Annotated in this window: 22 protein-coding genes and 3 pseudogenes; 17 read left to right on the top strand and 8 right to left on the bottom strand. The window is 62.8% G+C overall.

Features of this window, described 5'->3' with window-relative positions:
• Nucleotides 1–25: 25 nt before the first annotated feature.
• The 6 genes from WGT02_RS03165 (at nt 26) to WGT02_RS03140 (ending at nt 6,801) form a co-directional block, all read left to right on the top strand.
• Entirely contained in the window at nt 26–1,408 is a 1,383-nt protein-coding gene (locus WGT02_RS03165) for a dihydroorotase family protein (protein WP_208249138.1), read from the top strand.
• Entirely contained in the window at nt 1,405–2,640 is a 1,236-nt protein-coding gene (locus WGT02_RS03160; RefSeq protein WP_208249139.1) for a Zn-dependent hydrolase, read from the top strand. Before WGT02_RS03165 ends, WGT02_RS03160 begins: the two co-directional genes overlap by 4 nt.
• Nucleotides 2,640–3,737, top strand: coding sequence for a DUF917 family protein (locus WGT02_RS03155; protein ID WP_024314484.1), 1,098 nt, complete (start codon nt 2,640–2,642; stop codon nt 3,735–3,737). The genes WGT02_RS03160 and WGT02_RS03155 overlap by 1 nt, the downstream gene beginning before the upstream one ends.
• 4 nt (nt 3,738–3,741) lie before the next feature.
• Nucleotides 3,742–4,071: a TfoX/Sxy family protein gene (locus tag WGT02_RS03150; protein WP_024314483.1), complete on the top strand. Its 330-nt coding sequence runs from the start codon at nt 3,742–3,744 to the stop codon at nt 4,069–4,071.
• 55 nt (nt 4,072–4,126) lie between these two features.
• Complete coding sequence (locus WGT02_RS03145; protein WP_208249141.1) at nt 4,127–5,788, top strand: urocanate hydratase; 1,662 nt, start codon at nt 4,127–4,129, stop codon at nt 5,786–5,788.
• Nucleotides 5,789–5,925: 137 nt separating this feature from the next.
• Nucleotides 5,926–6,801: a DMT family transporter gene (locus tag WGT02_RS03140; RefSeq protein ID WP_208249143.1), complete on the top strand. Its 876-nt coding sequence runs from the start codon at nt 5,926–5,928 to the stop codon at nt 6,799–6,801.
• 14 nt (nt 6,802–6,815) lie between these two features.
• Here WGT02_RS03140 and WGT02_RS03135 read toward each other — a convergent pair whose 3' ends face one another.
• Both WGT02_RS03135 and WGT02_RS03130 read right to left on the bottom strand, forming a co-directional pair.
• Nucleotides 6,816–7,208, bottom strand: a complete 393-nt coding sequence (locus WGT02_RS03135; protein WP_208249145.1) for a VOC family protein — start codon at nt 7,206–7,208, stop codon at nt 6,816–6,818.
• An 8-nt stretch (nt 7,209–7,216) separates the two neighbouring features.
• Nucleotides 7,217–8,496: pseudogene (locus WGT02_RS03130) on the bottom strand (MFS transporter).
• Nucleotides 8,497–8,591: 95 nt separating this feature from the next.
• On the opposite strand from WGT02_RS03130, the gene WGT02_RS03125 reads away from it, so the two are divergent.
• Complete coding sequence (locus WGT02_RS03125) at nt 8,592–9,464, top strand: LysR family transcriptional regulator (RefSeq protein ID WP_024314479.1); 873 nt, start codon at nt 8,592–8,594, stop codon at nt 9,462–9,464.
• Here WGT02_RS03125 and WGT02_RS03120 read toward each other — a convergent pair.
• Nucleotides 9,465–10,369: pseudogene (locus tag WGT02_RS03120) on the bottom strand (LysR family transcriptional regulator).
• A 124-nt stretch (nt 10,370–10,493) separates the two neighbouring features.
• Between WGT02_RS03120 and WGT02_RS03115 the strand changes: the two are divergent.
• Both WGT02_RS03115 and WGT02_RS03110 read left to right on the top strand, forming a co-directional pair.
• A complete protein-coding gene (locus tag WGT02_RS03115; protein WP_208249146.1) occupies nt 10,494–11,258 on the top strand; it encodes an SDR family oxidoreductase in 765 nt (254 codons plus the stop codon).
• A gap of 133 nt (nt 11,259–11,391) precedes the next feature.
• Complete coding sequence (locus WGT02_RS03110; RefSeq protein ID WP_208249147.1) at nt 11,392–12,141, top strand: SDR family oxidoreductase; 750 nt, start codon at nt 11,392–11,394, stop codon at nt 12,139–12,141.
• A gap of 68 nt (nt 12,142–12,209) precedes the next feature.
• Here WGT02_RS03110 and WGT02_RS03105 read toward each other — a convergent pair.
• Nucleotides 12,210–13,066, bottom strand: a pseudogene (locus WGT02_RS03105) (NmrA family NAD(P)-binding protein).
• Nucleotides 13,067–13,196: 130 nt separating this feature from the next.
• On the opposite strand from WGT02_RS03105, the gene WGT02_RS03100 reads away from it, so the two are divergent.
• The gene (locus WGT02_RS03100) at nt 13,197–14,093 is read left to right on the top strand and encodes a LysR family transcriptional regulator (RefSeq protein ID WP_208249148.1); all 897 of its coding nucleotides are present in this window, start codon (nt 13,197–13,199) and stop codon (nt 14,091–14,093) included.
• 33 nt (nt 14,094–14,126) lie between these two features.
• Here the strand turns inward: WGT02_RS03100 and WGT02_RS03095 are convergent, their stop codons facing one another.
• Together WGT02_RS03095 and WGT02_RS03090 are read right to left on the bottom strand one after the other, a co-directional pair.
• Nucleotides 14,127–15,500, bottom strand: coding sequence for a PepSY domain-containing protein (locus WGT02_RS03095; RefSeq protein WP_208249150.1), 1,374 nt, complete (start codon nt 15,498–15,500; stop codon nt 14,127–14,129).
• A 63-nt stretch (nt 15,501–15,563) separates the two neighbouring features.
• On the bottom strand, nt 15,564–15,971 hold the full coding sequence (locus tag WGT02_RS03090) for a DUF2946 family protein (RefSeq protein WP_208249153.1): 408 nt from the start codon (nt 15,969–15,971) through the stop codon (nt 15,564–15,566).
• 124 nt (nt 15,972–16,095) lie between these two features.
• Here WGT02_RS03090 and coaBC point away from each other — a divergent pair, with 124 nt between their 5' ends.
• Nucleotides 16,096–17,304: a bifunctional phosphopantothenoylcysteine decarboxylase/phosphopantothenate--cysteine ligase CoaBC gene (gene coaBC / locus WGT02_RS03085; protein ID WP_208249156.1), complete on the top strand. Its 1,209-nt coding sequence runs from the start codon at nt 16,096–16,098 to the stop codon at nt 17,302–17,304.
• On the opposite strand, the gene WGT02_RS03080 is transcribed toward coaBC, so the two are convergent.
• Complete coding sequence (locus WGT02_RS03080; protein ID WP_024314470.1) at nt 17,294–18,103, bottom strand: class II glutamine amidotransferase; 810 nt, start codon at nt 18,101–18,103, stop codon at nt 17,294–17,296. The genes coaBC and WGT02_RS03080 overlap by 11 nt on opposite strands.
• A 263-nt stretch (nt 18,104–18,366) precedes the next feature.
• On the opposite strand from WGT02_RS03080, the gene WGT02_RS03075 reads away from it, so the two are divergent.
• The 6 genes from WGT02_RS03075 (at nt 18,367) to otsA (ending at nt 25,615) form a co-directional block, all read left to right on the top strand.
• Nucleotides 18,367–19,278, top strand: a complete 912-nt coding sequence (locus WGT02_RS03075) for a pirin family protein (RefSeq protein WP_208249159.1) — start codon at nt 18,367–18,369, stop codon at nt 19,276–19,278.
• Nucleotides 19,279–19,720: 442 nt separating this feature from the next.
• Nucleotides 19,721–20,398: a FadR/GntR family transcriptional regulator gene (locus WGT02_RS03070; protein WP_208249160.1), complete on the top strand. Its 678-nt coding sequence runs from the start codon at nt 19,721–19,723 to the stop codon at nt 20,396–20,398.
• Nucleotides 20,395–21,687 (top strand): MFS transporter, encoded by a 1,293-nt coding sequence (locus WGT02_RS03065; protein WP_024314468.1) that lies wholly within the window; start codon nt 20,395–20,397, stop codon nt 21,685–21,687. Before WGT02_RS03070 ends, WGT02_RS03065 begins: the two co-directional genes overlap by 4 nt.
• Before the next feature lie 88 nt (nt 21,688–21,775).
• Nucleotides 21,776–23,299: a S10 family peptidase gene (locus WGT02_RS03060; protein WP_024314467.1), complete on the top strand. Its 1,524-nt coding sequence runs from the start codon at nt 21,776–21,778 to the stop codon at nt 23,297–23,299.
• A gap of 103 nt (nt 23,300–23,402) precedes the next feature.
• Nucleotides 23,403–24,197: a trehalose-phosphatase gene (otsB, locus tag WGT02_RS03055; RefSeq protein ID WP_024314466.1), complete on the top strand. Its 795-nt coding sequence runs from the start codon at nt 23,403–23,405 to the stop codon at nt 24,195–24,197.
• Between the two features lie 41 nt (nt 24,198–24,238).
• Nucleotides 24,239–25,615, top strand: coding sequence for an alpha,alpha-trehalose-phosphate synthase (UDP-forming) (otsA, locus tag WGT02_RS03050; protein WP_024314465.1), 1,377 nt, complete (start codon nt 24,239–24,241; stop codon nt 25,613–25,615).
• On the opposite strand, the gene WGT02_RS03045 is transcribed toward otsA, so the two are convergent.
• Nucleotides 25,596–26,513: a choline sulfate utilization transcriptional regulator gene (locus WGT02_RS03045; RefSeq protein ID WP_024314464.1), complete on the bottom strand. Its 918-nt coding sequence runs from the start codon at nt 26,511–26,513 to the stop codon at nt 25,596–25,598. The genes otsA and WGT02_RS03045 overlap by 20 nt on opposite strands.
• Nucleotides 26,514–26,536: the final 23 nt, after the last annotated feature.

Raw genomic sequence — 26,536 nt, 5'->3', positions numbered from 1 at the left:
CAATATTCGCCACGGAGAAAGCGGCATGGCTGATTTCGATCTCGTTCTGCAAGGCACGGTCGTTTTGCCGGAACGCATTCTGGAAGCCGGCTACGTTGCCGTCCACGATGGCAAGATTGCCGAAGTCGGCCTCGGTGTACCGCCAGCTGCGCGCGAGCGCCATCTCCTCGGCAAGGCATTAATCCTGCCCGGAGCAATCGACGCGCAGGTGCACTCACTGTCGCAGAAGGGTCAGGAAGACTTCATCTGGTCGACGCGGTCGGCCGCCGCCGGCGGCGTGACGACGATCGTCGACATGCCTTACGACGAAGGCAATCTCGTCTGCTCGGCGGAAGCCGTGAAGAAGAAGATCGCGCATGCTGGCCCGCAGGCGCGCGTCGACTTTGCACTTTACGGCACGGTCGATCCTGAGGACGGTGCCAAGCGCATCGCCGAGATGGTGGAGGCTGGCGTTGCCGCCTTCAAGTTTTCGACGTTCGGCACGGATCCGAAGCGCTTCCCGCGCATTCCCCCTGCCCTGCTGGACGAGTGCTTTGCCGCGATCACGCCGACGGGGCTGACGGCCGGCGTGCACAACGAGGATGACGAGGCTGTCCGCACCTATGTCGATCGCGTGAAGGCGAGCGGGATCACGGATTGGCGGGCGCACGGGCTCTCCCGGCCGCCGATCACCGAACTGCTTGCCATGCACACGATTTTCGAGACGGGCGCCAATACGGGATGCCCCTCGCACGTGGTGCATTGCTCGCTCGGGCGCGGCTACGACATTGCCCGGGCCTATCGCCGCGACGGCTACGAAGCGACCGTCGAGTGCTGCATCCACTATCTCACGCTGGACGAGGAAAACGACGTCAAACGCCTCGGCGGCAAGGCCAAGATCAACCCGCCAATCCGTCCGCGTGCCGAAGTCGAGGCGCTATGGCGCAAGGTCGCCGAGGGCAATGTCTGGCTCGTCTCGACGGATCACGTCAGCTGGTCCGAAAACCGCAAGACCAATCCCGATATGCTGGCAAACGCCTCCGGCGTGCCGGGGCTCGAAGTGATGGTGCCGCTCTTCATCAAGGGCGCGAGCGAGCGCGGTATCCCACTGACCTGGGCGGCAAAGTTGATGGCGCAAAACCCGGCAAAGCACTTCCGCCTCGATCACGTCAAGGGCGCACTGACACCCGGCAAGGATGCCGATATCGTGGTGCTTGAGCCGCGTGAAGCAATTTATGACGCAGCCGCGAGCGGCAACAACGTGGTCGGCTGGAGCCCTTACAACGGCATCCGCCTTCCCTGGACGGTCTCCGCTTCCTATCTGCGCGGCAGGAAGATCACCGATGGTGCAACCGTGCTGGCTGAGCCGGGCACCGGCCAATTTGTACGTCCGCTCTCAAGGCAGGTGATCGCCGGAGCGGCACAATGAGCCGAAACCTGCCTGTCAATGCCGGTCGTATCGCGGAGGATATCGACGCTCTGGCCGAGATCACCAAGCCTGGCCGGCCTTGGACACGCCGCGCCTTCTCGCCGCTTTTTCTCGAGGGGCGATCCTACATCGAAGCGCGCATGCGCGCCGCTGGCCTTGAGACCCGGATCGATGCCGCCGGCAACCTGATCGGCAAACGACAGGGTGCCCACAGCGGACTCGGCACGATCATGGTGGGTTCGCATTCGGATACCGTACCGGATGGTGGCCGCTTCGACGGCATTGCAGGGGTGGTGACAGCGCTGGAAGTCGCCCGTGCGCTGGGCGATCAGGGCATCGAGCTCGATCACGACCTGGAGATCGTCGATTTCCTTGCGGAGGAGGTCAGCATCTTCGGCGTCTCCTGCATCGGCAGCCGGGGCATGACGGGACAGTTGCCGGAAGCTTGGCTTTCCCGCGTGTCGGAAGGGCGTGATCTGGCGTCGGCAATCGCACAGGTTGGTGGCGACGCCTCGACACTGCCGTCGCAGGAGCGACCCGATCTCAAGGGCTTCCTCGAACTGCATATCGAGCAAGGGCCGGTGCTCGAGAACGAGAAGAAGGATATCGGCATCGTGACCGCGATCGCCGGTATCACCCGGATCGAAATTGTCGTGGAGGGACGCGCGGACCACGCTGGCACGACGCCGATGGACAGCCGTTCGGATGCGTTGGTCGCTGCCGCGCAATTGGTTCTCGATATCCGCAATGCGGCCGCCGCGCGGGCAAAGACGCCAGGTCATTTTGCGGCGACTGTCGGCGAATTCCGGATCGAGCCGAATGCGGCCAATGTCGTTCCGTCGAAGGTCGTGCTCTTGATCGATGGACGCGCGGAGGTGCGCAACGACATGGAAGCCTTCTGCGAATGGCTGGATGCGCACGTCATAAAGTTAGCCATTACTTACGGAGTTTCGATCAGGAGCCCAATGCGGGTCTCGGATAATTATCCGACGCCGAGCGACGCCGGATTGTTGAAAACGCTCGAAAGGGCCTGCGAGAGCGTCGGCGCGGGTCACGACACGGCCTGGATTGCAAAGGTGGCGCCTGCCGCCATGATCTTCGTGCCGTGCAAGGAAGGGCGCAGCCACTCGGCTGACGAATGGGCGGAAAACGACGACATCGCGCTTGGCGCGGCAGTGCTTTTCGAAGCCGTCATAGACATGGACAAGAGCTTGAAGCAGGAGAATGCCTGATGGGACGCATACTCGTTGAGAAGGACGTCGAGGCGGCCGTCAAGGGCGGTTCCGTCTATGCCGCCGGCGGCGGCGGCTGGGCCGACCATGGCCGAATGCTAGGCTATGCCGCCGTCAATGTCGGCAAGCCGGAACTCGTGTCGATCGACGAACTGCAGGACGACGACTGGATCGCCACGGCCGCCGCGATCGGTGCACCGGCCTCCACGACCCCTTGGGAAATGCAGGGCATCGATTATGTGAAGGCCGTGCAGTTGCTGCAGGAAGAGCTAGGCGAGAAACTGTCCGGCCTGATCATCGGCCAAAACGGCAGGTCGTCGACGCTGAACGGCTGGCTGCCCTGCGCCATTCTCGGAACCAAGGTCGTGGATGCCGTGGGCGATATCCGCGCACATCCGACCGGCGATATGGGCTCGATCGGCATGGCAGGCTCGCCGGAACGGGTGATCCAGACGGCGGTCGGCGGGAACCGCGCCGAGAACCGTTACATCGAGCTTGTCGTGAAGGGCGCAACGGCGAAGATTTCACCGATCCTGCGGGCGGCTTCCGACCAGTCGGGCGGCTTCATCGCCAGCTGCCGCAATCCGCTGCGTGCCTCCTACGTCCGCACCCATGCAGCGCTCGGCGGTATTTCGATGGCGCTGGCGCTGGGTGAAGCGATCATCGCAGCCGAGAAGATCGGTGGCTCGGCTGTGATCGACGCCATCTGCAAGACGACCGGCGGCCATATCCTCGCCGGAGGCATCATCACCAAGAAGGACGTCGTCTACACCAAGGAGGCCTTCGACATCGGCACGATCGTCGTCGGCTCCGCCGACAAGGCGGTGACCATGCATGTGATGAACGAGTACATGGCCGTCGACGACATCGAAGGCAAGCGTATCGCGACGTTCCCCTCGGTCATCACAACGCTCTCGCCCGAGGGCGAGCCGTTGAGCGTCGGCCAGTTGAAGGACGGCATGCATGTCTTCATCCTGCATGTGCCGATGAGCATCATTCCGCTGTCGGCCAGCGTTCTCGATCCGACCGTCTATCCGCCGGTGGAAAAAGCGATGGGCATCGAGCTTGCTCGCTACGCGCTCGCGGCAAAGGCGTGACGCCATGGCGCGGGACCTCGGGCTGGAGGAATTGCTGAGGGAGGAACTGGGCGCTATTTCCGGCCTCAGCGAGAAGTCGATGTTCGGCGGCCGAGCCTTCCTGCTCGACGGCAACCTGCTCTGCGGCGCCCGCAAGGACGGCATGCTGGTCCGTCTCGGTAAAGGCAAAGACGGCTGGGCGCTCAGCTTGCCCGGCGCAGCGCAGATGCTCTCCGGCGGCCGCACCATGCAGGGTTGGGTCAGGGTCGGAGCCGACGTCTATGGCGATGACGATATGCGGCACCGTCTCCTGGAGGCCGCTATGACGTTTGTGCGCTCACTCCCCGCCAAGTGAACGCGACACAGATGGCCCACAAGCCCGAAGAAGACTGAGATAGAGGAACGAGCAGATGCCGAAGTCCAATCCACGCCATCCGAAATTTCCGATCCCGGGCGGCCCGGAGCTGCGCGCCAAGGGCTGGCGGCAGGAGGCGCTGCTGCGGCTTCTGGAGAATGTTCTCTCTGTCGGTGAGGATCCCGACAATCTCGTCGTCTATGCAGCACTCGGCAAGGCGGCCCGCAACTGGGCGGCGCACAAGGGCATCGTCAAGGCACTGACCGAAATGGACGAGGACCAGACCCTGCTCATCCAGTCCGGCAAGCCGATCGGCCTCGTCAAGACGCATGCAAAGGCGCCGCTGGTCATCATGGCGAACTGCAACATCGTCGGGCAATGGGCGAAGGCCGAGGTCTTTTACGAGCTACAGCGCAAGGGACTGATCTGCTGGGGCGGGTTGACGGCCGGCGCCTGGCAGTACATCGGCAGTCAGGGCGTCATCCAGGGAACCTATGAGATCTTCATGCGCATTGCCGAGCGCCGGTTCGGCGGCGATCTCCAGGGGCGCTTCGTGCTGACGGCGGGGCTCGGCGGTATGGGCGGCGCACAGCCGCTTGCCGGCCGCATGGCGGGCGCGGCGATCCTCTGCGTCGACATCGACCCCGAGCGCGCGAAGAAGCGACAGGAGATCGGCTACCTGCAGGAGATCGCGCCGGATCTCGACACTGCCCTTGCGATGATCGATGCCGCCGTGAAGGAGAAACGTGCGCTGTCGGTCGGCCTCGTCGGCAATGCCGCCGAGATCTATCCCGAGATCGCGCGGCGCGGCATCGTGCCCGATATCGTCACCGACCAAACCTCCGCGCACGATCTCGTCTATGGCTACGTGCCGAAAGGCATGAGCCTTACGCAGGTTCGCGAACTGCGCGACGACGGCCAAGGCCAGTTGATGGCGGCAAGCCGCGCCTCGATCGTGCAGCACGTGACGGCGATGCTGGATTTCCAGAAGAAGGGCTCCGAGGTCTTCGACAACGGCAACCTGATCCGTACGCAGGCGAAGGAGGGTGGTGTCGCCAACGCCTTCGAAATTCCGATCTTCACCGAGGCCTATCTGCGGCCGCTCTTTGCGCGCGCCATCGGCCCCTTCCGCTGGATGGCGCTGTCGGGCGAAGAGAGCGACATCGCCCGCATCGACGATCTGCTGCTCGAAATGTTCCCCGAGAACAAGATCATCACCAACTGGATCCGGCTGGCGCGCGAGCATGTGCCCTTCGAGGGACTGCCGGCGCGCATTGCCTGGCTCGGGCACGGCGAACGCACGACGCTTGCTCGCCGCGTCAACGAACTGGTTGCAAGCGGTGAGCTGAAGGGGCCGGTCGCCTTCTCGCGCGACCATCTCGACGCGGGGGCAATGGCGCATCCAAACATCATGACCGAGCGGATGAAGGATGGCTCCGACGCGATTGCCGACTGGCCGCTGATCGATGCGATGATGCTCTGCTCCTCGATGGCGGATCTCGTGGCGGTTCATTCCGGCGGCGGCGGCTATGCCGGCTACATGACGAGCTGCGGCGTCACCGTCGTTGCCGACGGCACTGATGCCGCCGACGAACGGCTGGATCATGCGCTCACCAACGACACGGCGCTCGGCGTCATGCGATATGCGGATGCGGGCTACGAGGAGGCGCTGGACGAAGTGGCGAAGAAGGACGTTCCATACATTCGGCTGGGATAGGCTTGCGGCGCCGGCGTCGGACGTATTCCTGCCGGATTACGCTATGGCGTGGCGCAACGGATCGATCGCGGGTCGTGCGTGTCTGATAGACATCGGATGTCGATTCGACGCTGCTCATCCAACGAACGGACCTCGCCATGCAGCCACGCACCTATGGTATGCTCCTCGTCGGCATCGCTACGATCATGTGGAGCACCGCGGGGCTCTTCGTCCGGGCGCTCGATCTCGATATCTGGACCGTGCTCGGCTGGCGCTCTCTGTTTGGCGGGCTGGCGCTGACGGTCATCATTTTTGCAAAGAAGCGGATCAGCGCTGAGCCGGGCAAGGTGCCGTTCTATTTCTATCCGCTCTTCGGGCTCATGGCCGCCACGTCGATGTACGGCTACGTCAGCGCACTGAAGCTGACGACCGTTGCCAACGTGCTGGCGATTTACGCAACCGTTCCGTTCGTCGCGGCGGGCATCGCCTATGTCTGGCTGAAGGCGACGATCAGCAGGCGTGTACTCATCGCCAGCCTCATCGCCTTCGTCGGCGTCCTGATCGTCGCGGGCTTCGGCGCGAGACCTCAGGACATCGCCGGCAACGCCCTGGCGTTTCTGATGACGGTGACCTTCAGCATCCTGCTTGTTGCGGCAAGACGCTACCCAGCGCTGCGGCTGGCGCCGGTCAATGCGCTCGGATCCGGCTTCTGCGTGCTGCTCTGCCTGCCCTTGATGTCTCATGCGATGCCGAGCCTGCAGGAAATCCTTGTGCTTGCCGTTTTCGGGTCGACGACATCGGGGATCGCCTATCTGCTCTTCATGACCGGCGGCCGCTATATTCCATCCAGCGAGGCCGGGTTGATCGGGCTGTTGGACGTCGTGCTCGGCCCGCTCTGGGTCTGGCTCGCCTTCTCCGAGACGCCTGATATCTCGACGATCATCGGGGGCGTGATCATCCTGATCTCCGTTTTCTGGTATTTGTGGAGCGGCATGAGAGGGGATCAGCCGCGGCGCACGCTGAAAAACGTATAGCCGGCTTATTATTTTCAGGCCTCAGATTTCGGATTCGACACTTCGATCAGATTGCCATCCGGATCCCTGATATAGATGGAGCGGATCGGCCCGGCTGCACCGGTGCGATCAACAGGTCCTTCGACGATTGTCACACCCTGTGATTGAAGATGCGCGATGACATCGGCCAGTGGTGTGCTGGCGATGAAGCAAAGGTCAGCCGAGCCCCGGGTCGGCTGCTTCGCCTTGGGCTCGAATTCGTGGCCATGCATGTGAAGGTTGATCTTCTGGCCGCCGAACGTCAACGCCTTGCGCCCGTCGCCGAAGGTTTCGACGGTCATGCCGAGCGCCTGCGCGTAAAAACCGCAGGTCGCGTCGATATCGGCGACCGTCAGAACCAGGTGATCGAGGTGATCAATACCGATCATGGCTAATCCTACTGTTTTGCCAGCCGTGCGGCAACGAGGGCTGCGATCATACCCAAAGCGAGCAGCGCCAGTGCGAAGAGCACGACAGCATTCCAGCCATCAGCGCCCCAGTAGTAGCCGCCTACGGAACCGGCAACGCTGGAGCCGAAGTAGTAGGATAGCAGATAGAGCGAGGAGGCGTGACCCTTGGTGCCACGGGCAAGACGACCGACAAGGGCGCTCGCCACGGAGTGCGCAACGAAGAAGCCCGATGTCAACAGCACGATGCCGAGGACAATCAAGGGCAAAGAGGATGACAAAGTGACGGCGACGCCGGCGGCCGCGACCGCAATGCCGGCAGGCAGGACGACGAAATGCCCAATCCGATCTCCCAGCAAGCCGGCGATCCAGGATGCGGCAATACCGAACAGATAGACGGTGAAGATCAGGCCGAGTTCGGTCTGGTTGAGATTGTAGGGTGCCTGAACGAGGCGGAAGCCGATGTAATTGTAAACCGTCACGAATGTGCCCATGGCGAGAAAGCCGATGGCGAAGAGCAATGGCAAGGCCGGATTGCTGATGTGGCCGACCCAGGCCTTCAAGTGAAAGCGGGCGTCGAAACCCTTGCGCGGCGTGAAATTGCGCGATGCGGGCAACAGTAGGAAGAAGCCGATTGCGGCGGCGAGACCCAGTGTGCCAAGCGCGCCCAGCGCGACGCGCCAGGACAAGAACTCGGCAAGCGTGCCGGTGACGACGCGTCCGGCCATGCCGCCGAACGCATTGCCAGCGATGTAAAGACCCATCGACGCACCAAGGCCTCGCGGATCGATTTCTTCCGAGAGGTAGGCCATGGCGACGGCGGGCACGCCGCCAAGCAGCAGACCTTCCAGAGCACGGATCACAAGCAGGGCGTGCCAGCTCGGCACGAGCGCGCAAGCGATGGTGCAAATGGCCGCACCGAGCAGCGAGGCGAACATCAGGCTGCGGCGGCCAAAGCTTTCGGAGACGGCCGCGGCACAGAAGATCGCGAAGGCAAGGAAGCCGGTCGATAGGGAAGTGACAGCGAGCTTGCGGCCGGGCTGATGCCGAAATCCTCTGCAAAGATCGGCATCAGTGGCTGCACGCAATAAAGCAGCGAGAACGTTGCAAAGCCCGAGAGGAAAAGTGCGAGGCTAGCGCGCCGATAGGAGGACGTGCCACGCAGCAGGAACTGCTTGTCCTGCGCTTCCGCCGTCGTTCGCACGACATGGAGATTTGGATGAGAGCGGATTTCGGGGGCGTCAAGCGGCTTGTCTGCGGCGCGTGGCATGGGGCACCAACCTTTCACGCCTTTTGATCTAGCCAGCGCATCATCATTTGTCCAATATATGAAACTGACGTTCTTGATAGGTTTTGGAGATACCGATGGAGCTGCGCCATATCCGCTATTTCCTGGCCGTGGCCGAAGAGGGGAATTTTACCCGCGCGGCCGCCAAGCTCGGTATCGGCCAGCCGCCGCTCAGCCAGCAGATACGCGATCTCGAAAACGAGATCGGGGCGGCGCTGTTTCATCGCGTGCCGCATGGCGCGGAGCTGACCGAGGCAGGCACCGCCTTTTTGCCGGAAGGACGGGCTGCCGTTGCGGCTGCCGAGAAGGCGAAGCTCGCCGCCCAGCGAGCAACCCGGGGCGAGACCGGCCGGCTCGCGCTCGGTTTCACGGCATCTTCGGCCTTCAACACAGCGGTCAGCGGCACGATCCGCCGCTTTCGCAGGCAATGGCCCGATGTCAGCCTGTCGCTGACGGAGATGAACAGCAACTGGCTGATGGAGAAGCTGATGCGGCAGGAGATCGACGTCGCCTTCATCAGGCCAGGGCTGGAGGATCCCAAAGACGTCAGGCTGAAACGGCTGGCGGACGAGCCGATGCTGATCGCGCTTCCCGCGCACCATCCGCTTGCGAGATACGAAAAGGTGCCGCTCTGCGCGCTTGCAGGCGAGCCCTTCATCCTTTTTCCACGCACGGTCGGCCTCAGCCTCTACGACGATATCGTGCGTGGTTGCCGGGATGCCGGCTTCGAGCTCGTGGTGACGCAGGAGGCGCCGCAGATTCCGTCGGTCGTCAATCTTGTTGCCGCCGATCTCGGCGTGTCGATCGTGCCTGCCTCGATTGCCCATCTGGCGCTCGACGGGGTCGCCTACCGGCCAATTGAGGGGCCACCGCTGGTGGCGCGCCTGGGGCTAGCGATGCTCAAGGCACAGCGCTCCCTCGTCGCGGCCAACCTGATGAGCATGATCTGATCAGTCTGCCGGGTCCCAGTAAGGAGGATCGCCGAAGGTCGTGCGCAGATGCTGCGCCACGGCGCGCAGCTTGGCCGAAGGATTGCGGCCCTCGGGATGGGCCATGTAGATGAACTCCGCCTCCGGCCTGTAGCCGACATCGATCGCTACAAGCTTTCCCTCGCCAATTGCCGGGCCGGCGATGAAGGCCGGCAGCAGCGCGATGCCAAGGCCCGCAATCGCCGCATCGCGGATCATGTCGCCATTGTTCATGCCGACAGCCTGGCTGGCGCGCACGACGATCGCACCATCGGGCGTTTGGAAGCGCCAGTCGGCGACGCCGCGATTAGTGTAGAAGATACCCTTGTGCCCGTCGAGATCGGCGAGGGTCTTCGGCGTGCCATGGCGGTCGAGATAGGCTGGAGAAGCGACCAGAATCCGGCGGCTGCGGCTGAGCTTCCACACCACCAGGCGCGAATCGACAATCGGCCCATGACGGACCACCGCGTCATAGCCTTCCGAGGAGACATCGACGCGGCGGTCGTCAATGTCGAGCACCAGCTGGATCTCCGGATGCTCGGCCAGAAAGGGGTATAGGGCCGGACCAAGATGCATCCGCCCGAAGGTGACCGGGGCGGCGATGCGCAGTGGGCCGGACAGCGTGCCGCGGCGCACGGCCATCTCGGCGGTGGCTTCCTCGATCTCCTGAACGATCCGCGTCGCCCGCAGCAGGAAGGCCGCGCCGTCTTGGGTCAGCGCGAGCTTCCGCGTGGTGCGATGCAGGAGCACGCCCCCGAGCGACCTTTCGAGTTCCGCCAGCCGTTCGCTGACAACCGACTTTGAGAGCCGCAAGGCCGGGCGGCCTCGCTGACGGAGCCCGATTCCACGACGGCCACGAAGGCCGTTATCCCCTCAACCCTGATCATCGTTCGGCAATTCCGAATTCGAGTTCCGTTATCTGGAGACTAATCCGAACGAAAGGAAAATGCCATCTTCCACTCATCGAACGGGGCGGCAAACGCCACCCCAACCAACACTGGGGATGGAACAATGAACCGCTTGAATGGAAAAGTCGCCATCGTCACCGGCGCAAGCTCAGGCATCGGCCGCGCAACGGCAAAGCTCTTCGCTGCCGAAGGCGCAAAGGTGGTGGTCGGCGCCCGCCGCCAGGCCGAACTCGAAAGCCTGGTCGAAGAGATCAAGGCAGCTGGCGGGCAGGCCACTGCCGTTGCCGGCGATGTCCGCTCGGAAGACTACCACAAGGCGCTGGTCGCAACCGCCGTCGATCGCTACGGCAAGCTCGACGTTGCCTTCAACAATGCCGGCACGCTTGGCGAGGCTGGCCCGAGCACCGGTGTTTCCGAAGCCGGTTTTGCCGAAACACTGACGATCAACCTGACGGCCTCGTTCCTTGCCGCCAAGCACCAGATCGGCCAGATGGAAAAGAATGGCGGCGGCTCGGTGATCTTCACCTCGACCTTCGTCGGCTACAGCTTCGCCTTCCCGGGTGTTGCCGCCTATGCCGCCAGCAAGTCCGGCCTCATCGGCCTGACCCAGGCGCTCGCCGCCGAATTCGGCCAGCAGAACGTCCGCGTCAACGCGGTCCTGCCGGGCGCCGTCGATACCGACATGTATCGTGAGATGAACGATACCTCGGACAAGCAGAGCTTCATCACCAACCTGCATGCGCTGAAGCGCGTTGCAGCCCCGAATGAGCTTGCCCGCTCGGTGCTCTACCTCGCATCCGACGACTCAAGCTTCGTCACCGGCACCGCCTCGCTCGTCGATGGCGGTGCTTCGATCACCCGCACCTGACGTCGAAGATCATTCGGCTCTGACCAAAGTAGCTTTCCGGAAAAGAGCCGATTATCGCAGCCGACTTTTCATCGCACTCTCCAAGACATCAAAGGGCGCTGGCCCAACCCGCGATCACAAGGACACCACGACAATGGCACGCCTACAGAACAAGACAGCCCTCATCACTGGCGGCACCAGCGGCATCGGCCTCGAGACCGCCCGTCAATTCATCGCCGAAGGCGCTCGTGTGGCCATCACCGGCAGCAGCGCCAAGAGCGTCGAGGCAGCCCGCGCCGAGTTCGGCGACAAGGTGCTGGTCATCCAGGCGGATGCCGGCAATGCCGTCGGCCAGAAGGCTGTCGCGAACGCAATCAAGGACGCCTTCGGCCATCTCGACATTCTTTTCGTCAATGCCGGCGTGGCCGAATTCGGCCCGCTCGAGCAGTGGAGCGAGGAAGCCTTCGACAAGTCGATCGCGATCAACGTCAAGGGTCCGTTCTTCCTCATTCAAGCGCTGCTCCCGGTCTTTTCGAAGCAGGCTTCGATCGTGCTCAACACTTCGATCAACGCCCATATCGGCATGCCGAATTCGAGTGTCTACGCCCTTACCAAGGGTGCGCTGCTGACGCTGGCAAAGACGCTTTCGGGAGAACTCATCGGCCGCGGCATTCGCGTCAACGCCGTTAGCCCCGGCCCGATCGCAACCCCGCTTTACGACAAGCTTGGCATGTCGGAAGCCGATTCCAAGGCGATGGCCGCACAGATCCAGTCGCAGATCCCGGTCGGCCGGTTCGGCGATGCCGGCGAAGTTGCCAAGACCATCATCTTCCTCGCCTCCGATGAGGCTGCCTATATCGTCGGCAGCGAGCTCGTCATCGATGGCGGAATGAGCAACCTCTGAGGACCGAGACCCACCGGACGATGCATGAGAAAGGCCGCGGATCCTCTCCTCCGCGGCCTTTCGCTTGTTCATCGGCCAGCGTCAACGAGGCGGCGGGTGGCCATCTCCAGCGTCGTCGTGCCCTTCGCCGGCTCGCCCTCGAACCGGATCCAGCCTTCGTTGAAGCCATCGATCATGCGCATGCGCGGGATGGGGTTCTTCATGCCCTGTCCGATGAAGAGCTGCTGCCAGGTGTCGCGGGCGACCGGCTCCATGCGGACGGGTTTGCCGAGGACGGACGAGAAGACGGCGGCGATATCGTTCGCGGTGACGCGCTTTGGCCCCATCAGCTCGATGACCTGCTTGCCGCCCACTCCTGCAGCAGCAGTTCCGCCGCCTTGGCGCCGACATCGCAGACCGAAACCATCGGATATGGATGATCAAGCGGCTGAAGGAAACTCGGGACGACGCCGGTCTCCCGCGCCGTCGCGATATCCGAGGCCGCATTCTCCATGAACCACCCGGCACGCAGAAAGGCGATCGGCATTGGCAGAGCGGATAGTTCTTGTTCGACGAGACCGACCTGGCTCAAGAGGTTGGGCTCGGTGGCTTGCGCGCCGATGGTGGAGAGGCAGACGACCTTGGCAGGACGAGAGCTGAGAAGCGCGGCCTTCAGGGCCGCAATGACAGCGCGCACCTCCGCAAAGCCGGGCGTCGGATCGAAGGTCGGCGGGATGAGCAGGAAGACGCCGTCGGCGCCGGCAAAAGCCTTGGCGAGCGTATCGGCGTCGGTCATCTCGGCCAGTGCCAATCCCGCGCCTTTATCCTTCCATTCCGCGGCTTTCTCCGCGTTACGCGCGACGGCGCGTACCGGCAACCCGGCCGCCAGGACATGCGCGGCTACGACGCCTCCGACCTGCCCTGTTACTCCGGTGATCACAAACATGGCTAAACTCCTTTGATGTCTTCACCGCCAGTTGGCCGGTGGTCTGTTTGCGCTGATCATGTCCTTTGACGGTCTTTGACTGAAGCGCGTTTCTGTCACATGATTGGTGACTCAAAATCACGGACGGGCGATGTTTGACGGACGACTATTGAACGGCGTGAGCGTACTCGCCGCCGTAATCGAGAGTGGCAGCTTCGCACGGGCGGCCGAGGCCATGGGCCTGTCCCCATCGGGCGTCAGCCGCGCCGTTGCCCGGCTTGAGGGACGGATCGGCTTGCGGCTGCTCGACCGAACGACACGCACGATGCGGCTGACGGACGACGGCGCGCGCTTCTACGAACAGGTGGCTCCGCTTTTAAGCGGTATCGAAGAGGCCGCGCAGACGGCTGCTGGTGCCCGACAGGCGGTGCGCGGCCGACTGCGCGTCGATGTCGACCCATATTTCTCACGTCTCGTACTTGGTCCGCGGCTAGGCGCCTTCCTCGATCGTTACCCGGATATCCAGATCGAGATCATCACCCGCAATGAAATCGGAGATCTTGTCGCTGACGGCGTTGACGTCGCGGTGCGCTTCGGTGAGCCCGCACAGAGGTCGCTGATCTCGCGCCTTTTGATGCAGACGCGCGTGATCACGATCGCCGCTCCCGCCTATATCGAGCGTTACGGTCGGCCGCAGCGCCCTCAGGATTTGAGCGAGCATACCTGTATCCAGTTCCAGGACCCGTCAACCGGTAGGCCTTTCGGATGGGAGCTTCGGCGTGGTGACGAAACCGTCTCGATCGAGACCCGCAGCCGCATTCTGGTGAACGATGCCGGCACGACCTTGGCGACCTGCCTTGCCGGGATCGGCATCGCCCAGGTCTTTTCGCTCGGGATGACGGGCTATCTGAACAATGGACAGCTCGTGAACCTCTTTCCCGACTGGTTAGACGAGACATTCCCGCTCTATGTCTTCTATCCCTCGCGCCGGCATGTGCCTGCCAAGGTCAGAGCCTTCATCGACTTCTGCATCGAGATCATCGGATAGAGCAGAGACGCCCGGGCGAGCGCCTCTGCCGGCTCATACCGAACGCTGCTTCCTGGTTCTGAGATAGACCCAATCCACCGCCAGCATGACGATCAACGACAGGCCGACCAGCGGGAAAACGATCCCGCCGACGGCAAGGATCGCGATCAGGCCGGCGAACACGCGCTTGTCTACAGGCATCGGCGGAACGCCGAGCGATCCCGCCGGGCGTCGCTTCCACCACATGACGGCGGCCGAAACCGCAAGCAGGATGACCGCCAAGCAGGCGGCGAGCAGCACCAGCTGGTTCGCGAGCCCGAATTGCTGGCCGAGATGGGTGTTAATGCCCCACTCAAGCGATTTCCCTAGCGGACCGTAGTCGGCATAACTCATATCGATCAGCGGCTTCCCGGAGTATTGGTCGAGATGCACGACCCGCTGCTGCGAGAGATCGTCGGGATAGACCGAGCCGGAGAACACACCATCCGCCGTGGGTGGTGTGTTGACGGCATAGCCTCGATGCAGGCCAAGACGGTCGAAGGTGGCGACGGCATCATCGAGACCAATCGTCTGTGAACGATGCGCGTTCCCAGCGGCAGACTGTGGCACCTGCGCCTGTTCCAGCGACCAGGAGGTCTTGGCGACATGATCGAGATGTTCGCCGGACATCGGCACGGCAACCCGCACACCTGCGGGATAGCCGAAGTTGTTGCCGTTCGCCCATTCATTGACCTTGCCACCCCAGACACCGGACCAGGGCATTCCGGTGATGGCCAGGAAGATGATGATGAAGCCGACAGAGATCCCGGTTACAGCATGCAGGTCCCGCCAGAACACCCGCCGCTTTGGCGTACCGCGAACGGAAAGAACGCCGCCGGTCTGCCGGCGCGGCCACCAGAGATAGATGCCGGTGGCGACGATGAGGATGGACCAGCCGGCGGCGACCTCGATCAGCATGCGCGCGTAGTTGCCGAAGTATTTGAGGCTGTGAAGGTAGCGGATAGTCCACGTGACCGTGCCCCGATCCGGCAGCGCGCCCAGCACCTGCGCCGTGTAAGGATTGACGTAGACCACAAGTTTGCCTTCCTTCTCCGTGCCGACCGTGATTTCAGCAGTGGCATCCGGCGTGGCCGGGTCGGTGAACTTGATCGGCGTTCCCGGGTGGGCGGCAAGGGCGGCGGCCACGATTGCCGAAGGCGCAGCCCGGCTTGCGCCTTGCTGCACCTCGACGCGCTTGAGATCGGAATGGATCACCGCATCGATCTCATCCTTGAAGAGGTAGAGGCCACCAGTGATTGCCAGCGTGATCATGAAAGGCAGGACGAGAAGGCCTGCGTAGAAATGCCAGCGCCAGACGGCGCGGTAGAGGTCGGAGGCGGAGCGCACCGAAGCGCCGACGCTCTCGCGACCGATGGTAAGATCGGACATGAATGTCTCCCAACGTAAGAAATCGGGCCTCTGCGCAATACGCGCGAAGGCGGAACGAGGACGTCAGGCAGTGACGGGAGGTGCACGGGGTTCGGCGATCCGCCCGCGTAAGGCAGGCAAAAAGACAGCATCGGTTCGGATCGTTGTGTCGATCGCAGTCTCGACTGCGACGAAAAGCGGTCCCGCCTGCCCAAGAAGAATTGCCGGCGTGGAAGCCGATGCCAAACGGCAGAGCGCGCCGCACGGGCACTCCGGCGCTTTCTTGGCCGGCAAATTGCCATGTCCGGCGTCATCGACGGAACCGTGTCCGCTCGAAGAGCAAATGATCTCGAAGGGATCGACGGCGGATGCCGCCATGGCGCCCTGCGCAGTGCCAGTCAGCAGCCCTTGCATCAGCAGCAGACAGGCAACCAGCAGCGCGACAGCGCTGGCCGACACCTGATCCCGCAAGATGATACGCATGGTCCCCATGCTTCGCTCCATGCCACAGCAGCACGGCGTTGTCACTGCGACCGATCGGCCGGCGCTGCCGATTGCTTATTATTCCCCAAAGGCTTAGGGTTTCTTGCAATCAGATATTCGATGGACGAACGCCATGGTTCTCAGCGGCAAACGCATCCTCCTCATCATTTCAGGCGGGATCGCTGCCTATAAAAGCCTGGATCTGATCCGACGGCTCAGGGAGCGAGGCGCATCGGTGCGCCCGCTGATGACCAAGGGTGCGCAGGAATTCGTAACGCCGCTTGCCGTCGGGGCGCTCGCCGCCGACCATGTGTTCACCGATCTTTTCTCGCGTCAGGACGAGCAGGATGTCGGCCATATCCGGCTGGCGCGCGATTGCGACCTCGTCCTGATCGCGCCGGCGACCGCAGACCTGCTTGCCAAGATGGCGAACGGACTTGCCGACGACCTTGCCTCGACCGTGCTGCTTGCGACCGATCGGCAGGTGCTCGCAGCCCCTGCCATGAACCCGCATATGTGGGCGCATCCGGCAACGAGGCGCAACATCGAGACGCTGCGCGGCGACCGCATCCGTTTCATCGGACCGATGTCCGGCGAGATGGCCGAGAGCCGCGAAGCGGGCATCGGGCGGATGGCCGAACCGCTGGAGATCGTCGCGGCCGCGGAAGCCTTGCTCCATGATCGGCCGAAGCCGCTTACCGGCCGCAAGGCGATCGTCACCTCCGGGCCGACGCATGAGCCGATCGACCCGGTGCGCTACATCGCCAATCGCTCCTCCGGCCGCCAGGGACACGCGATTGCCGCGGCGCTTGCCGCGCTTGGGGCGGACGTGACACTCGTTTCCGGGCCGGTCTCCATTCCGGATCCTTTTGGCGTCAGGGTCATTCATGTCGAGCGGGCGGACCAGATGCGGGACGCCGTTCTTGCCGCGCTTCCCGCCGATGTCGCCGTGATGGTTGCGGCCGTCGCCGACTGGCGCGTGGCATCCGCTGCCGACCAGAAAATCAAGAAACATCCCGGCGAATCCATTCCGACGCTCGCACTGACGGAGAACCCCGATATTCTGAAGACGGTCGGCCATCATACGATGCGGCCGAAGCTGGTGATCGGCTTCGCGGCAGAGACGCAGGATGTGGAAAGCAACGCCAAGGCGAAGCTTGACCGCAAGGGTGCCGACATCATCGTCGCCAACGATGTTTCGCCGGCAACCGGCATCATGGGCGGCGTTCGCAACCGGGTGAGGATCGTCTCCCACAGCGGCATCGAGCAGTGGCCGGATCTAGCGAAGGAAGAGGTTGCGACGAGGCTCGCGGCGATGGTCGCCGAACGGCTCAAGCAGTGATTGCAACCGGGACGGTTTTTGCGGCTGCCTGCACCGGACGAAACGGCGCGATATCGAGGCCATTTTCGCCGAGCGTGATGGCGCTCCCGTCCGGGATCTCAGCCCAGGCATCGACGTCGTCGTTGAGCGGCTCGGACACCAGGCAGTAGCCCTTGCCAAGGGGTGATGCATAGAGCGTCGGCGCCTTGCGGTCGGTCGCATAACGGATCGCGTAGAGCGCCTTCCCATCCGAGAAGGCCGCCGTGTAGCGCAGCAGCACCGATCCGAGAAGCTTTTCGGCAAGGCTTTCGACAAAGCGGATCATCTCCGCCATCGCAGCCATTGGCGTCTGCTGCAGGCCGAACCGCAGGGCAAGCAGGAACATCAGTTCGGAATCGGTCGTCCCTCCGCGGGCGTTGAAGAGTTCGTCATCAAGCATGGCTTCCATGGGGCGGCGCAGGCGTTCGAAGCCTGAGATCTGACCGTTGTGCATGAAGGACCAGTTGCCGAAGGTGAAGGGATGACAGTTGTCGCGCCGGGTGCCGCCGCCCGTGGCCGCCCGCACATGCGCGAGAAACAACGGCGAGCGGATCTGCCGCGCCAAACTCTTGAGATTGCAGTCCGACCAAGCCGGCAAGGTGTCGCGATAGCGCCCCGGCTCCGGACGGTCGCCATACCAGGCGATGCCGAAGCCGTCACCGTTGGTCGGCGTCTTGGCGCGGGTGGCACAATGTGACTGCTCGATCAGTGAGTGTGCGGGCGAGGACACCAGCTCCTCCAGATAGAGGGGGTCTCCGCGATAGGCTGCCCAGCGACACATGCTCTTTCCACTCCGGAACCCGCGTTGTTGGAGGCGGGAGAATGCTGAAACGCGACGTTGATTGTCGAATCCGATGGTTAATAAGACCTGAACGGTTTTCTGGCTTGCAAGCGGAAGATGACAAATTTCTGACGGTCACGGCGATCAAATTGCGCAATGCGACATCTTCTTTTGTGAACAGTGCGTTCCCGCGGCGGCTGATTTCGCGGATGCGGGCTCGCCGGTTATAGTCCCGGGCAAGTCGAACCCCTCGAGAGGATGCCATGTCGATCCGTCCCGTAAAGCATATGAGCACCGCAACTCCGACCATGGAAGGCGCCGGCGTCAAGCTGCATCGTGTCTTCGGTTTCGGGGATCCGTCTATGACCGATCCGTTCCTGATGATGGACGATTTCCGCAACGACAATCCGGCCGAGTATGTCCGCGGCTTTCCCTGGCATCCGCACCGCGGCATCGAGACGATCACCTACGTCCTCGCCGGCACGGTCGAGCACGGCGACAGCCTCGGCAATCAAGGTCTGCTCGGCGCCGGCGACATCCAGTGGATGACGGCCGGCAGTGGCATCATGCACCAGGAAATGCCGAAGGGCGATTTTGCCGGACGCATGCACGGCTTCCAGCTCTGGGCCAACCTGCCCTCGTCGCTGAAGATGACGGCGCCACGCTATCAGGACGTCAAATCCGCCGACATTCCCGTCGTGGTCGATGACGACGGTACGGCCGTTCGCGTGATCTGCGGCGATTTCTGGGGCAAAGCGGGCCCGGTCGACGGCGTGGCGGCCGAACCGATCTATCTCGATGTTTCGGTGCCGCCCGGGAAGAAGAAGCGCCTGCCCGTTAACACCTATCGCAACGCCTTTGCCTATATCTTCGCAGGCTCCGGCACGTTCCGCGACGCCTCCAAGCCGTTCGGCGTCCGTGTCGAGAAGGAAGTGAATGGCGAGGAGGTCAACATTCGCGACATGTCCGGTAACCGGACGCTCGTCGTCTTCGACAGCGGTGATGAAGTCAGCGTACAGGCCGGCGACGAAGGCATCCGCTTCCTGCTCGTTTCGGGCAAGCCGATCGAGGAGCCTGTCGCCTGGCATGGGCCGATCGTCATGAACTCCCGAGAGGAGATCATGCAGGCGATGCGAGAGCTGCAGAACGGCACCTTCATCAAGGCCGCACACTGAGCCGCTTAATCCACAGCTCCCTGCCGCAATGTTTGCGCACTGCGGCAGTGCATAGGGCATCGTTGTAAACATTGGCGTATTGCCGGTGGCCGTGAAGTTAAACACCGCTTCCAAGGAAGATACGCAGCACCTGGGCTCTCGTTTTTTCTTGCATCTCCGGCGAATCATTCTACCTTTTACCCATCTTCAACAGAACGAAAGGAAGGTGATCCAATGTCTAATGAGATTTCGGACCTCGTAAAAGGCATGGAAGTGGTGATGAAAGCGAGGCAGCCCTCGCTCTAAGCCCACCTTCCTAGGATCGCTTTGACGGTCCGGCCAATTGCAGGCCAAAACTCATGGAAAGGGTCGCCTCAAGCGGCCCTTTTCATTTTTCATCACAGGATTGACGACGGCGACGATCTCGGAATAAAGTCATCTGATGACTTTATGAATATTGGCGATGCAACCACTTGCAAAAACGAAACTTGCGGACACGGCCATTGAGGCGATCCGCACCGAGATACTGGGAAAGCGATGGGCCGTTGGCGAGAAATTGCCAAACGAGACAACGCTGTCATCAATGCTCTGCGTCAGCCGAGGCACCATACGGGAAGCCGTCCGGGTGTTGGTGTCGCAAGGCCTCCTCGAAACTCGGCAGGGCTCGGGAACCTACGTGCTCTCGACCACCGACACACGGCTGCCGCTCACCATGGCGCGTCGCGCCGGTCTGCGCGATCTCTTCGAAGCTCGGTGCGCGCTCGATGTCGAAGCGGCGCGGCTTGCCTCGCTACGGCAAACCCCTGAGATCATTGCGGAGTTGCGGGCGCTTCTCGCCAAGCGGGGCAATTTTGAAGGCGGCGACAGAAGCATCTTCGTCGAACGCGATCTTGCCTTCCACAAGGCGATCATTGCCGCTTCCGCCAACCGCGCGATGATCGAAATCTATCAGTTCTTTTCCGCCTCCATTGCAGAGACGATCGCGGCGACATTGGACGACGAGATTCCCGAGCCGGACATGCGGGCGCATGCCGACATCATCGACGCGATCGCGACCGGCGATCCGCAACAGGCCGATGCGGCAGTCCGCCGCTTCATGGCCCCGATCATCAGCGCCCTCGACCGGATGCTCCTTTCATGACCACGCCCCTTCAGGATTCCGCACACGTCTACGACCTCGCGGACGAACAGCTCATCGATGCCGAAGCGGACAGTGTACCGCAGCCGCAGCCACCGGCGGGCAGCCGCGCCGCGGTACGCTTTCTCCTCGGGGTCAGCCTCGTCCTGATCGCCTTCAATTTGCGTCCTGTCTTCTCCAGCGCCTCGGCACTGCTGCCCGAAATCAAGACCGAACTCGGCATTTCGTCCCTCGGCGCCAGCCTGCTGACCACCCTGCCCGTCGTCTGCCTCGGCGCCTTTTCGCCGTTGGCGCCGCGGCTTGCCCAGCGGATCGGAGCGGAGCGGACGCTTCTGGCGGTCCTCGTCCTTTTGGCGCTCGGGACGGGCCTGCGCGGCCTTTCATCCGTTCCACTGCTCTTCGTCGGCACTGCGCTTGCGGGCGCCTGCATCGCGGTCGGGAACGTGCTGCTGCCTGGCTTGGTCAAGCGTGACTTTGCCGATCGAGCCGCGCTGATGACCGGTTTTTACACGATGGCGCTATGCGCCGGCGCAGCAAGCGCCGCGGGCTTCACGCTGCCGCTCGAGCGCATCCTCGGTGGCTCGCTCTCCGGCGCACTGGCCGCCTGGGGGCTACCTGCGGTGATTGTCGCCGTCATCTGGTTGCCGCAAGTGCTATCCACCACGAACCAAGTCAGGCGCCGTGGCTTTTCCGTCCAAGGCCTCTGGCGGGACCGCTTGGCATGGCAGGTTACGCTCTTCATGGGCCTACAATCGGCTCTGGCTTACTGCGTGTTCGGTTGGCTTGTTCCCATCCTGCGCGAGCGCGGCCTTGACGGCGTCACCGCCGGAGCGATCGTTTCGGTATCGGTGATGGTTCAGGCTGCGGCATGCCTTGTAGCTCCGCAGATCGCCGTAAGGGGCAAAGACCAGCGACTGGTCAATGTGTCGCTCTGCGTCGTCGCGGTCGTACCGTTATTCGGTCTGCTGTTTGCGCCACTCTCCACCGTCTGGGTCTGGGCCGTGTTGCAGGGCATCGGCCAGGGTGGCCTGATCGCTGTGGCTATGACGACGATCGTGCTGCGGTCGCGCGATCCGCACGTGGCGGCGCACCTTTCCGGCATGGCACAATGCGTGGGCTACCTTCTTGCCGCGATCGGCCCGCTCGTGGTCGGGCTCATTCGCGGCTGGACCGGCAGCTTTGCATGGTCGGCAGTGCTTTTCGTCGTGCTTGGCGCCGGCGCTGCGGTCAACGGCTGGAACGCCGGTCGGGCGCAATATGTGAATGCGCGGACGATCGTGACGGCGGACTGATGTCCGCCTCACCATCTGTTGATTTCTCCCACCACGAGGCGATGCTAGGCTGACGCCTCCCAATGCCGCTTCCCTCGGAGGAGAAGTCTTGCGTTTCCTATCCGCCATCCTGCTCACAACAGCCTTGCTTGCCCCGCTGACGCCCGCTTTTTCCCAGGAAACGCGAGGCGAAGCTGCCACACAGGGTTCCTCGGGAGACGGCGTGTTGAAGCTGTTGCCGGGCGACTCGGTCACCCGGCATTCAATGACGATCGGCGATCGGACCCTCGACTACGTAGCCACGGCCGGCACGTTGGATCTCTTTGCACAAGACGGCACCAAGGCCGGCGCCGTGTTCTATACGGCCTATGTCGCCAAGAACGGGAGGCCCGACCGGCCCCTGACCTTTGCCTTCAACGGCGGCCCCGGCGCCGCATCGGCGTTCCTGCATCTCGGCCTCGTGGGGCCGCGTATCCTGGACTTCGGCCCGAAGGGCGACGATGGGGCCGACGCAAGATTGACCGACAACCTGCAGACCTGGCTCGACTTTACCGACCTTGTTCTCATCGACCCGATCGGAACCGGCTGGAGCCGAACCGCCAAGGCCGACGACGCCTCCAAATACTACAACGTCAACTCCGACGCGGAGAGCATTGCCAAGGCGATCGCTCTCTATGTGGCCCACAACAGTCGGTCCGGTTCGCCCAAATACCTTCTCGGCGAGAGCTACGGCGGCTTCCGCGCCGCCAAGGTGGCCGGCGCGCTGAAGGATAGCCAAGGCATCATCGTCTCGGGCGCGATCATGCTTTCGCCGTTGCTCGAAGGACAACTGATGTTCAATGCCGATCAGTTTGCCCTGGGCGCGGCACTCGAATTTCCGTCGCTTGCGGCAGCGAACATGGACAGACGCAACGCCTTCGATGAGGCGCAGCAAAGCGATGCGGAGAAATTTGCGCTTGGCGACTATCTCACGACACTTGCCGGCCCGGCGCCGACCGGCGAGGCGGCCGAGGCCTTCTATGGGAAGGTGGCCGGCATGACCGGCATTCCCGAAGATGTCGTGGCGAGGAATCGCGGTTTCCTCGGAAATGCCTATGTCAAGCGGTCAGGCGGGCAAGGCGGCCAAGTGGTCAGCCCCTATGATGCGGCGTTTTCGACGCCCGATCCTTACCCGGAGTCGGACTCGGACCGTGGCGCCGACGCCATTCTCGACGGCTTCACACGCGCCTATGGCGGGGCTTTCGCCGACTATGCCCGCAATGAGCTCGGCTTCAAGACCGAGATGACCTATTCGCTGCTCGACAGCGATGTAAGCCGCAGGTGGGAATGGGGCGGGCGCGGCGGTGGATCCAGGCTGCAGGCGAGCGTTACCGACGACATCCGCCAGTTGCTTGCCTCCAACCCGAAATTCCGCCTGCTGATCGCCCACGGCTACAGTGATCTCGTCACACCCTACGGCGTCAGCCGCTATGTCGTTGACCACCTGCCGTCTTCGCTCGCAGGCGAGCGGGTGGCGCTGAAGGTCTATAGAGGCGGCCACATGTTCTACACGCGGGCCGACCAGCGCGCAGCCTTTACTGCCGATGCCAGAGCCTTCTTCACCGAGCATTCCGGCGCAATGCCGGCTGAATGAACGATTGATCAACGCACGGATTCCACGGCAAAATCTGAGATTTCCTCGCATTATTGAGCCAAGACGGGTTGCCTTCGGCGGATGCCGACATAGGTAAGTCACCATGTCATACCCCAGTGAGCCATTTCCTGCCACGATGCCGCAATCGGCCTCAGGGCAGACGGAATTGCTAAGCGCCCTTCTATCCTCCCCTCAAGATTGCGCTCTTTTTCTCGATATCGATGGCACATTGCTTGATCTAGCCGAGCAGCCGGATGCGATCGTCATGCCACCGTGGCTGCCGACAGCGCTCGATGCCGTGTCGCAAAGGCTCGGCGGGGCGCTCGCCTTGGTAACAGGACGAGCGCTCGCCTATGCCGACGAGCTGTTCACGCCTTTCCGATTTCCGATCGCCGGTCTGCACGGCGCCGAACTGCGCCGACCGGACGGCAGCATCGTGACAGCCGAGACCACCGCCGCATTCGAGGCATTGAAGGCGGAGCTCCGCGCCGCAACCGAAAATCTGCAAGGCGTCCTCGTGGAGGACAAGGGGGCTGCAGTTGCCGCGCACTATCGCCTTGCGCCGCAAAGGCAGGCGGACGTGGAGCCGATCATGGAGAGGCTGCGGTCCAAGGCTGGACCGAACTGGACCTTGCAGCGAGGCAAGATGGTGCTCGAAATCCGACCCGCCGGCGCCGACAAAGGTCACGCCGTAGAGGCGTTTCTGTCGATGCCGCCCTTTGCCGGCAGGCGTCCGATTGCCATCGGTGACGACGTCACGGACGAGGCGATGTTCCGTGTTGCCAATCGCTTTGGCGGCCATTCCGTTCGTGTCGGACCGTCTTCGGACACTGCCGCCGCTCTGGCACTGCCTTCCGCATCGGCGGTACGGGAACTGATTGGGCAGTTTGCCGTTTGATCCACGCACGATGTGCTGCCCTCCCGATGAAAGGAACCTCCGTGACCCGTCTTGTCATCGTCTCCAATCGCGTGCCAGCTCCCGCGAAGGAGGGCGCGGCCTCCGCCGGCGGGTTGGCGGTGGCGCTCAAAGCGGCGCTGGAAGAGCGCGGTGGCATCTGGATGGGCTGGTCCGGCAAGTCGAGCGAGAACGACGAGCCCGGGGCACTCGCGCTGACGGAAGAAGGCAAGATCACCTTTGCCTTGACGGACCTCACCGGCAAGGATGTCGAAGAGTACTATTACGGCTTCGCCAATCGTGTGCTCTGGCCGATCTGTCACTACCGCCTGGACCTCGCGGAGTACGGCCGCAAGGAAATGGCGGGGTATTTCCGCGTCAATCGCTTCTTCGCGCACCGGCTTGCACCGCTGCTGCGGCCCGACGACGTCGTCTGGGTCCATGACTACCATCTGATCCCGCTCGCCGCGGAATTGCGGCAAATGGGCTTCAAGAACCGCATCGGCTTTTTTCTGCACATTCCCTGGCCGCCGGCCGATGTGCTCTATACCATGCCGGTTCACGAAGAGATCATGCACGGACTTGCGGCCTATGATCTCGTCGGCTTTCAGACAGACCATGATCTCGAAAACTTTGCCGGCTGCCTTCGCCGCGAGGATATGGGCGACGCGATCGGTGACGGCCGCTTCACGGCGAATGACAAGGTTTTCAAGGGCGGAGCCTACGGCATCAGCATCGAGACCGCCGCCTTCGCCGAATTCGCCAAGAAGGCCGGCAGCCACCATCTGGTGCAGAGAGCGCGACAGAGCATTAAGGGCCGCGACCTTATCATCGGCGTCGACCGGCTGGATTACTCCAAGGGCATCACCCAGCGGCTGGACGCTTTCGAGCGCTTCGTCGTCAACAATCCGGCCCACCAGCGAAACGTCACCTATCTGCAGATCACGCCGAAATCACGCTCGGAAGTCCCGGAATACGAACAGATGCAGCGTACCGTCGCGGAGCAGGCAGGCCGGGTCAACGGCGCGTTGGGGACGGTGGACTGGGTGCCGATCCGCTATATCAACCGCTCCGTCAGCCGTCCGGTCCTTGCCGGTCTCTACCGGCTGGCCAAGGTCGGGCTCGTCACGCCGCTTCGCGACGGCATGAACCTCGTGGCAAAGGAATATGTCGCCGCGCAGGATCCCGAGGATCCCGGTGTGCTGGTGCTCTCGCGCTTTGCCGGCGCAGCACGCGAATTGAAGAGGGGGGCGTTGCTGGTCAATCCCTATGACATCGAAGGAACCGCCAACGCGCTGGCACGTGCCTTGAATATGCCCCTGGAAGAACGCCGCGAGCGTTGGCAGCGGATGATGGACTATCTGCTGGAGTACGATGTGTCGCGTTGGTGCGACGATTTTCTCAAGGATCTGGTCGACTGACGATACCGGCTTCCGCCGTGAGCCAAGCCGCCAGCAGATCGCTTTGGGCGTCGCGTGTTCGCGGTGGCAACAGCCAATAGCCCCGGTCCGGCGCCTCCAGCGTTGGGCCCGCAGTTTTCAGCATCCCCGACGCGAGTAGCGGTTCGACGAGGCCCATCCATCCGATGGCAACGCCCTGCTCGCCGATCGCGGCCTGCACGACCAGCGAGTATGTATTAAAGCTCACATCGCCCTGCCCGGCGTGACTATCGCGGCTGACACCCAGTTCCGCGAGGTAGCGCCGCCAGTCGAACCAGGGCGAAGGCTCTGCGGCATCGAGGTGGATCAGGCGAGCGCGTGCAAGGTCCGTTGGCGCGGAGATGGCACCGTAGCGATCGAGGAAGCCTTGGGTGCAGACGGGTGCAACCCTCTCCGGCAAGAGCAGAACTGCTTGGCGCTCGAACTCCGTTTGCCTACCAAAGACAACGGCAACATCCCCGTCGTCCGAACGGTTCCCCTGCGTTCGCTGCGTCGCAACAATCTGAATATCGACGTTCGGGTAAAGCATGCGGAACACATGCATGCGCGGGATCAGCCAGAGAGCAGAAAAAGCATAGTCCGTGCGCAGCCTTATGGTTGGCCGATCGGCTTCATTGCGGAAGCGTCGCGCCAGCTGGTCGATCTCGCTGACGCTCTTTGCCACGACGTCGAAGAGACGCTGGCCTTCCGGCGTCAATTCCACGCCCCGATGCTGCCGCTTCAACAGGCTGACGCCGAGCTGCTCCTCCAGACGGCGAATTTGATAGCTCACTGCCGGCTGCGTCAGGCCAAGGGCGCTCGCCGCCGCCGACAGACTTCCCGCCTTGCCGATTTCAGCAAAGATGCGCATCCATCCAAGATCGACGCGGCGGCTTTTCATAAAAAATCCTTAGAGATGACATC

The organism is Rhizobium sp. T1470, assembly GCF_042140505.1.
Classification (GTDB): domain Bacteria; phylum Pseudomonadota; class Alphaproteobacteria; order Rhizobiales; family Rhizobiaceae; genus Rhizobium; species Rhizobium favelukesii.
The sequence above is the reverse complement of the archived record's forward strand: the minus strand, read 5'-3'. Positions and strand labels throughout refer to the sequence as shown.

Coding starts and splice junctions, on each gene's coding strand:
- WGT02_RS03160 (WP_208249139.1), top strand. CDS start 1,405: ATGAGCCGAAACCTGCCTGTCAATGCCGGTCGTATCGCGGAGGATATC.
- WGT02_RS03070 (WP_208249160.1), top strand. CDS start 19,721: ATGCAACCACTTGCAAAAACGAAACTTGCGGACACGGCCATTGAGGCG.
- otsB (WP_024314466.1), top strand. CDS start 23,403: ATGTCATACCCCAGTGAGCCATTTCCTGCCACGATGCCGCAATCGGCC.
- WGT02_RS03150 (WP_024314483.1), top strand. CDS start 3,742: ATGGCGCGGGACCTCGGGCTGGAGGAATTGCTGAGGGAGGAACTGGGC.
- WGT02_RS03140 (WP_208249143.1), top strand. CDS start 5,926: ATGCAGCCACGCACCTATGGTATGCTCCTCGTCGGCATCGCTACGATC.
- WGT02_RS03135 (WP_208249145.1), bottom strand. CDS start 7,208: ATGATCGGTATTGATCACCTCGATCACCTGGTTCTGACGGTCGCCGAT.
- WGT02_RS03045 (WP_024314464.1), bottom strand. CDS start 26,513: ATGAAAAGCCGCCGCGTCGATCTTGGATGGATGCGCATCTTTGCTGAA.
- WGT02_RS03075 (WP_208249159.1), top strand. CDS start 18,367: ATGTCGATCCGTCCCGTAAAGCATATGAGCACCGCAACTCCGACCATG.
- WGT02_RS03145 (WP_208249141.1), top strand. CDS start 4,127: ATGCCGAAGTCCAATCCACGCCATCCGAAATTTCCGATCCCGGGCGGC.
- WGT02_RS03125 (WP_024314479.1), top strand. CDS start 8,592: ATGGAGCTGCGCCATATCCGCTATTTCCTGGCCGTGGCCGAAGAGGGG.
- WGT02_RS03100 (WP_208249148.1), top strand. CDS start 13,197: ATGTTTGACGGACGACTATTGAACGGCGTGAGCGTACTCGCCGCCGTA.
- WGT02_RS03065 (WP_024314468.1), top strand. CDS start 20,395: ATGACCACGCCCCTTCAGGATTCCGCACACGTCTACGACCTCGCGGAC.
- WGT02_RS03165 (WP_208249138.1), top strand. CDS start 26: ATGGCTGATTTCGATCTCGTTCTGCAAGGCACGGTCGTTTTGCCGGAA.
- WGT02_RS03090 (WP_208249153.1), bottom strand. CDS start 15,971: ATGGGGACCATGCGTATCATCTTGCGGGATCAGGTGTCGGCCAGCGCT.
- WGT02_RS03115 (WP_208249146.1), top strand. CDS start 10,494: ATGAACCGCTTGAATGGAAAAGTCGCCATCGTCACCGGCGCAAGCTCA.
- WGT02_RS03155 (WP_024314484.1), top strand. CDS start 2,640: ATGGGACGCATACTCGTTGAGAAGGACGTCGAGGCGGCCGTCAAGGGC.
- WGT02_RS03080 (WP_024314470.1), bottom strand. CDS start 18,103: ATGTGTCGCTGGGCAGCCTATCGCGGAGACCCCCTCTATCTGGAGGAG.
- WGT02_RS03095 (WP_208249150.1), bottom strand. CDS start 15,500: ATGTCCGATCTTACCATCGGTCGCGAGAGCGTCGGCGCTTCGGTGCGC.
- coaBC (WP_208249156.1), top strand. CDS start 16,096: ATGGTTCTCAGCGGCAAACGCATCCTCCTCATCATTTCAGGCGGGATC.
- WGT02_RS03110 (WP_208249147.1), top strand. CDS start 11,392: ATGGCACGCCTACAGAACAAGACAGCCCTCATCACTGGCGGCACCAGC.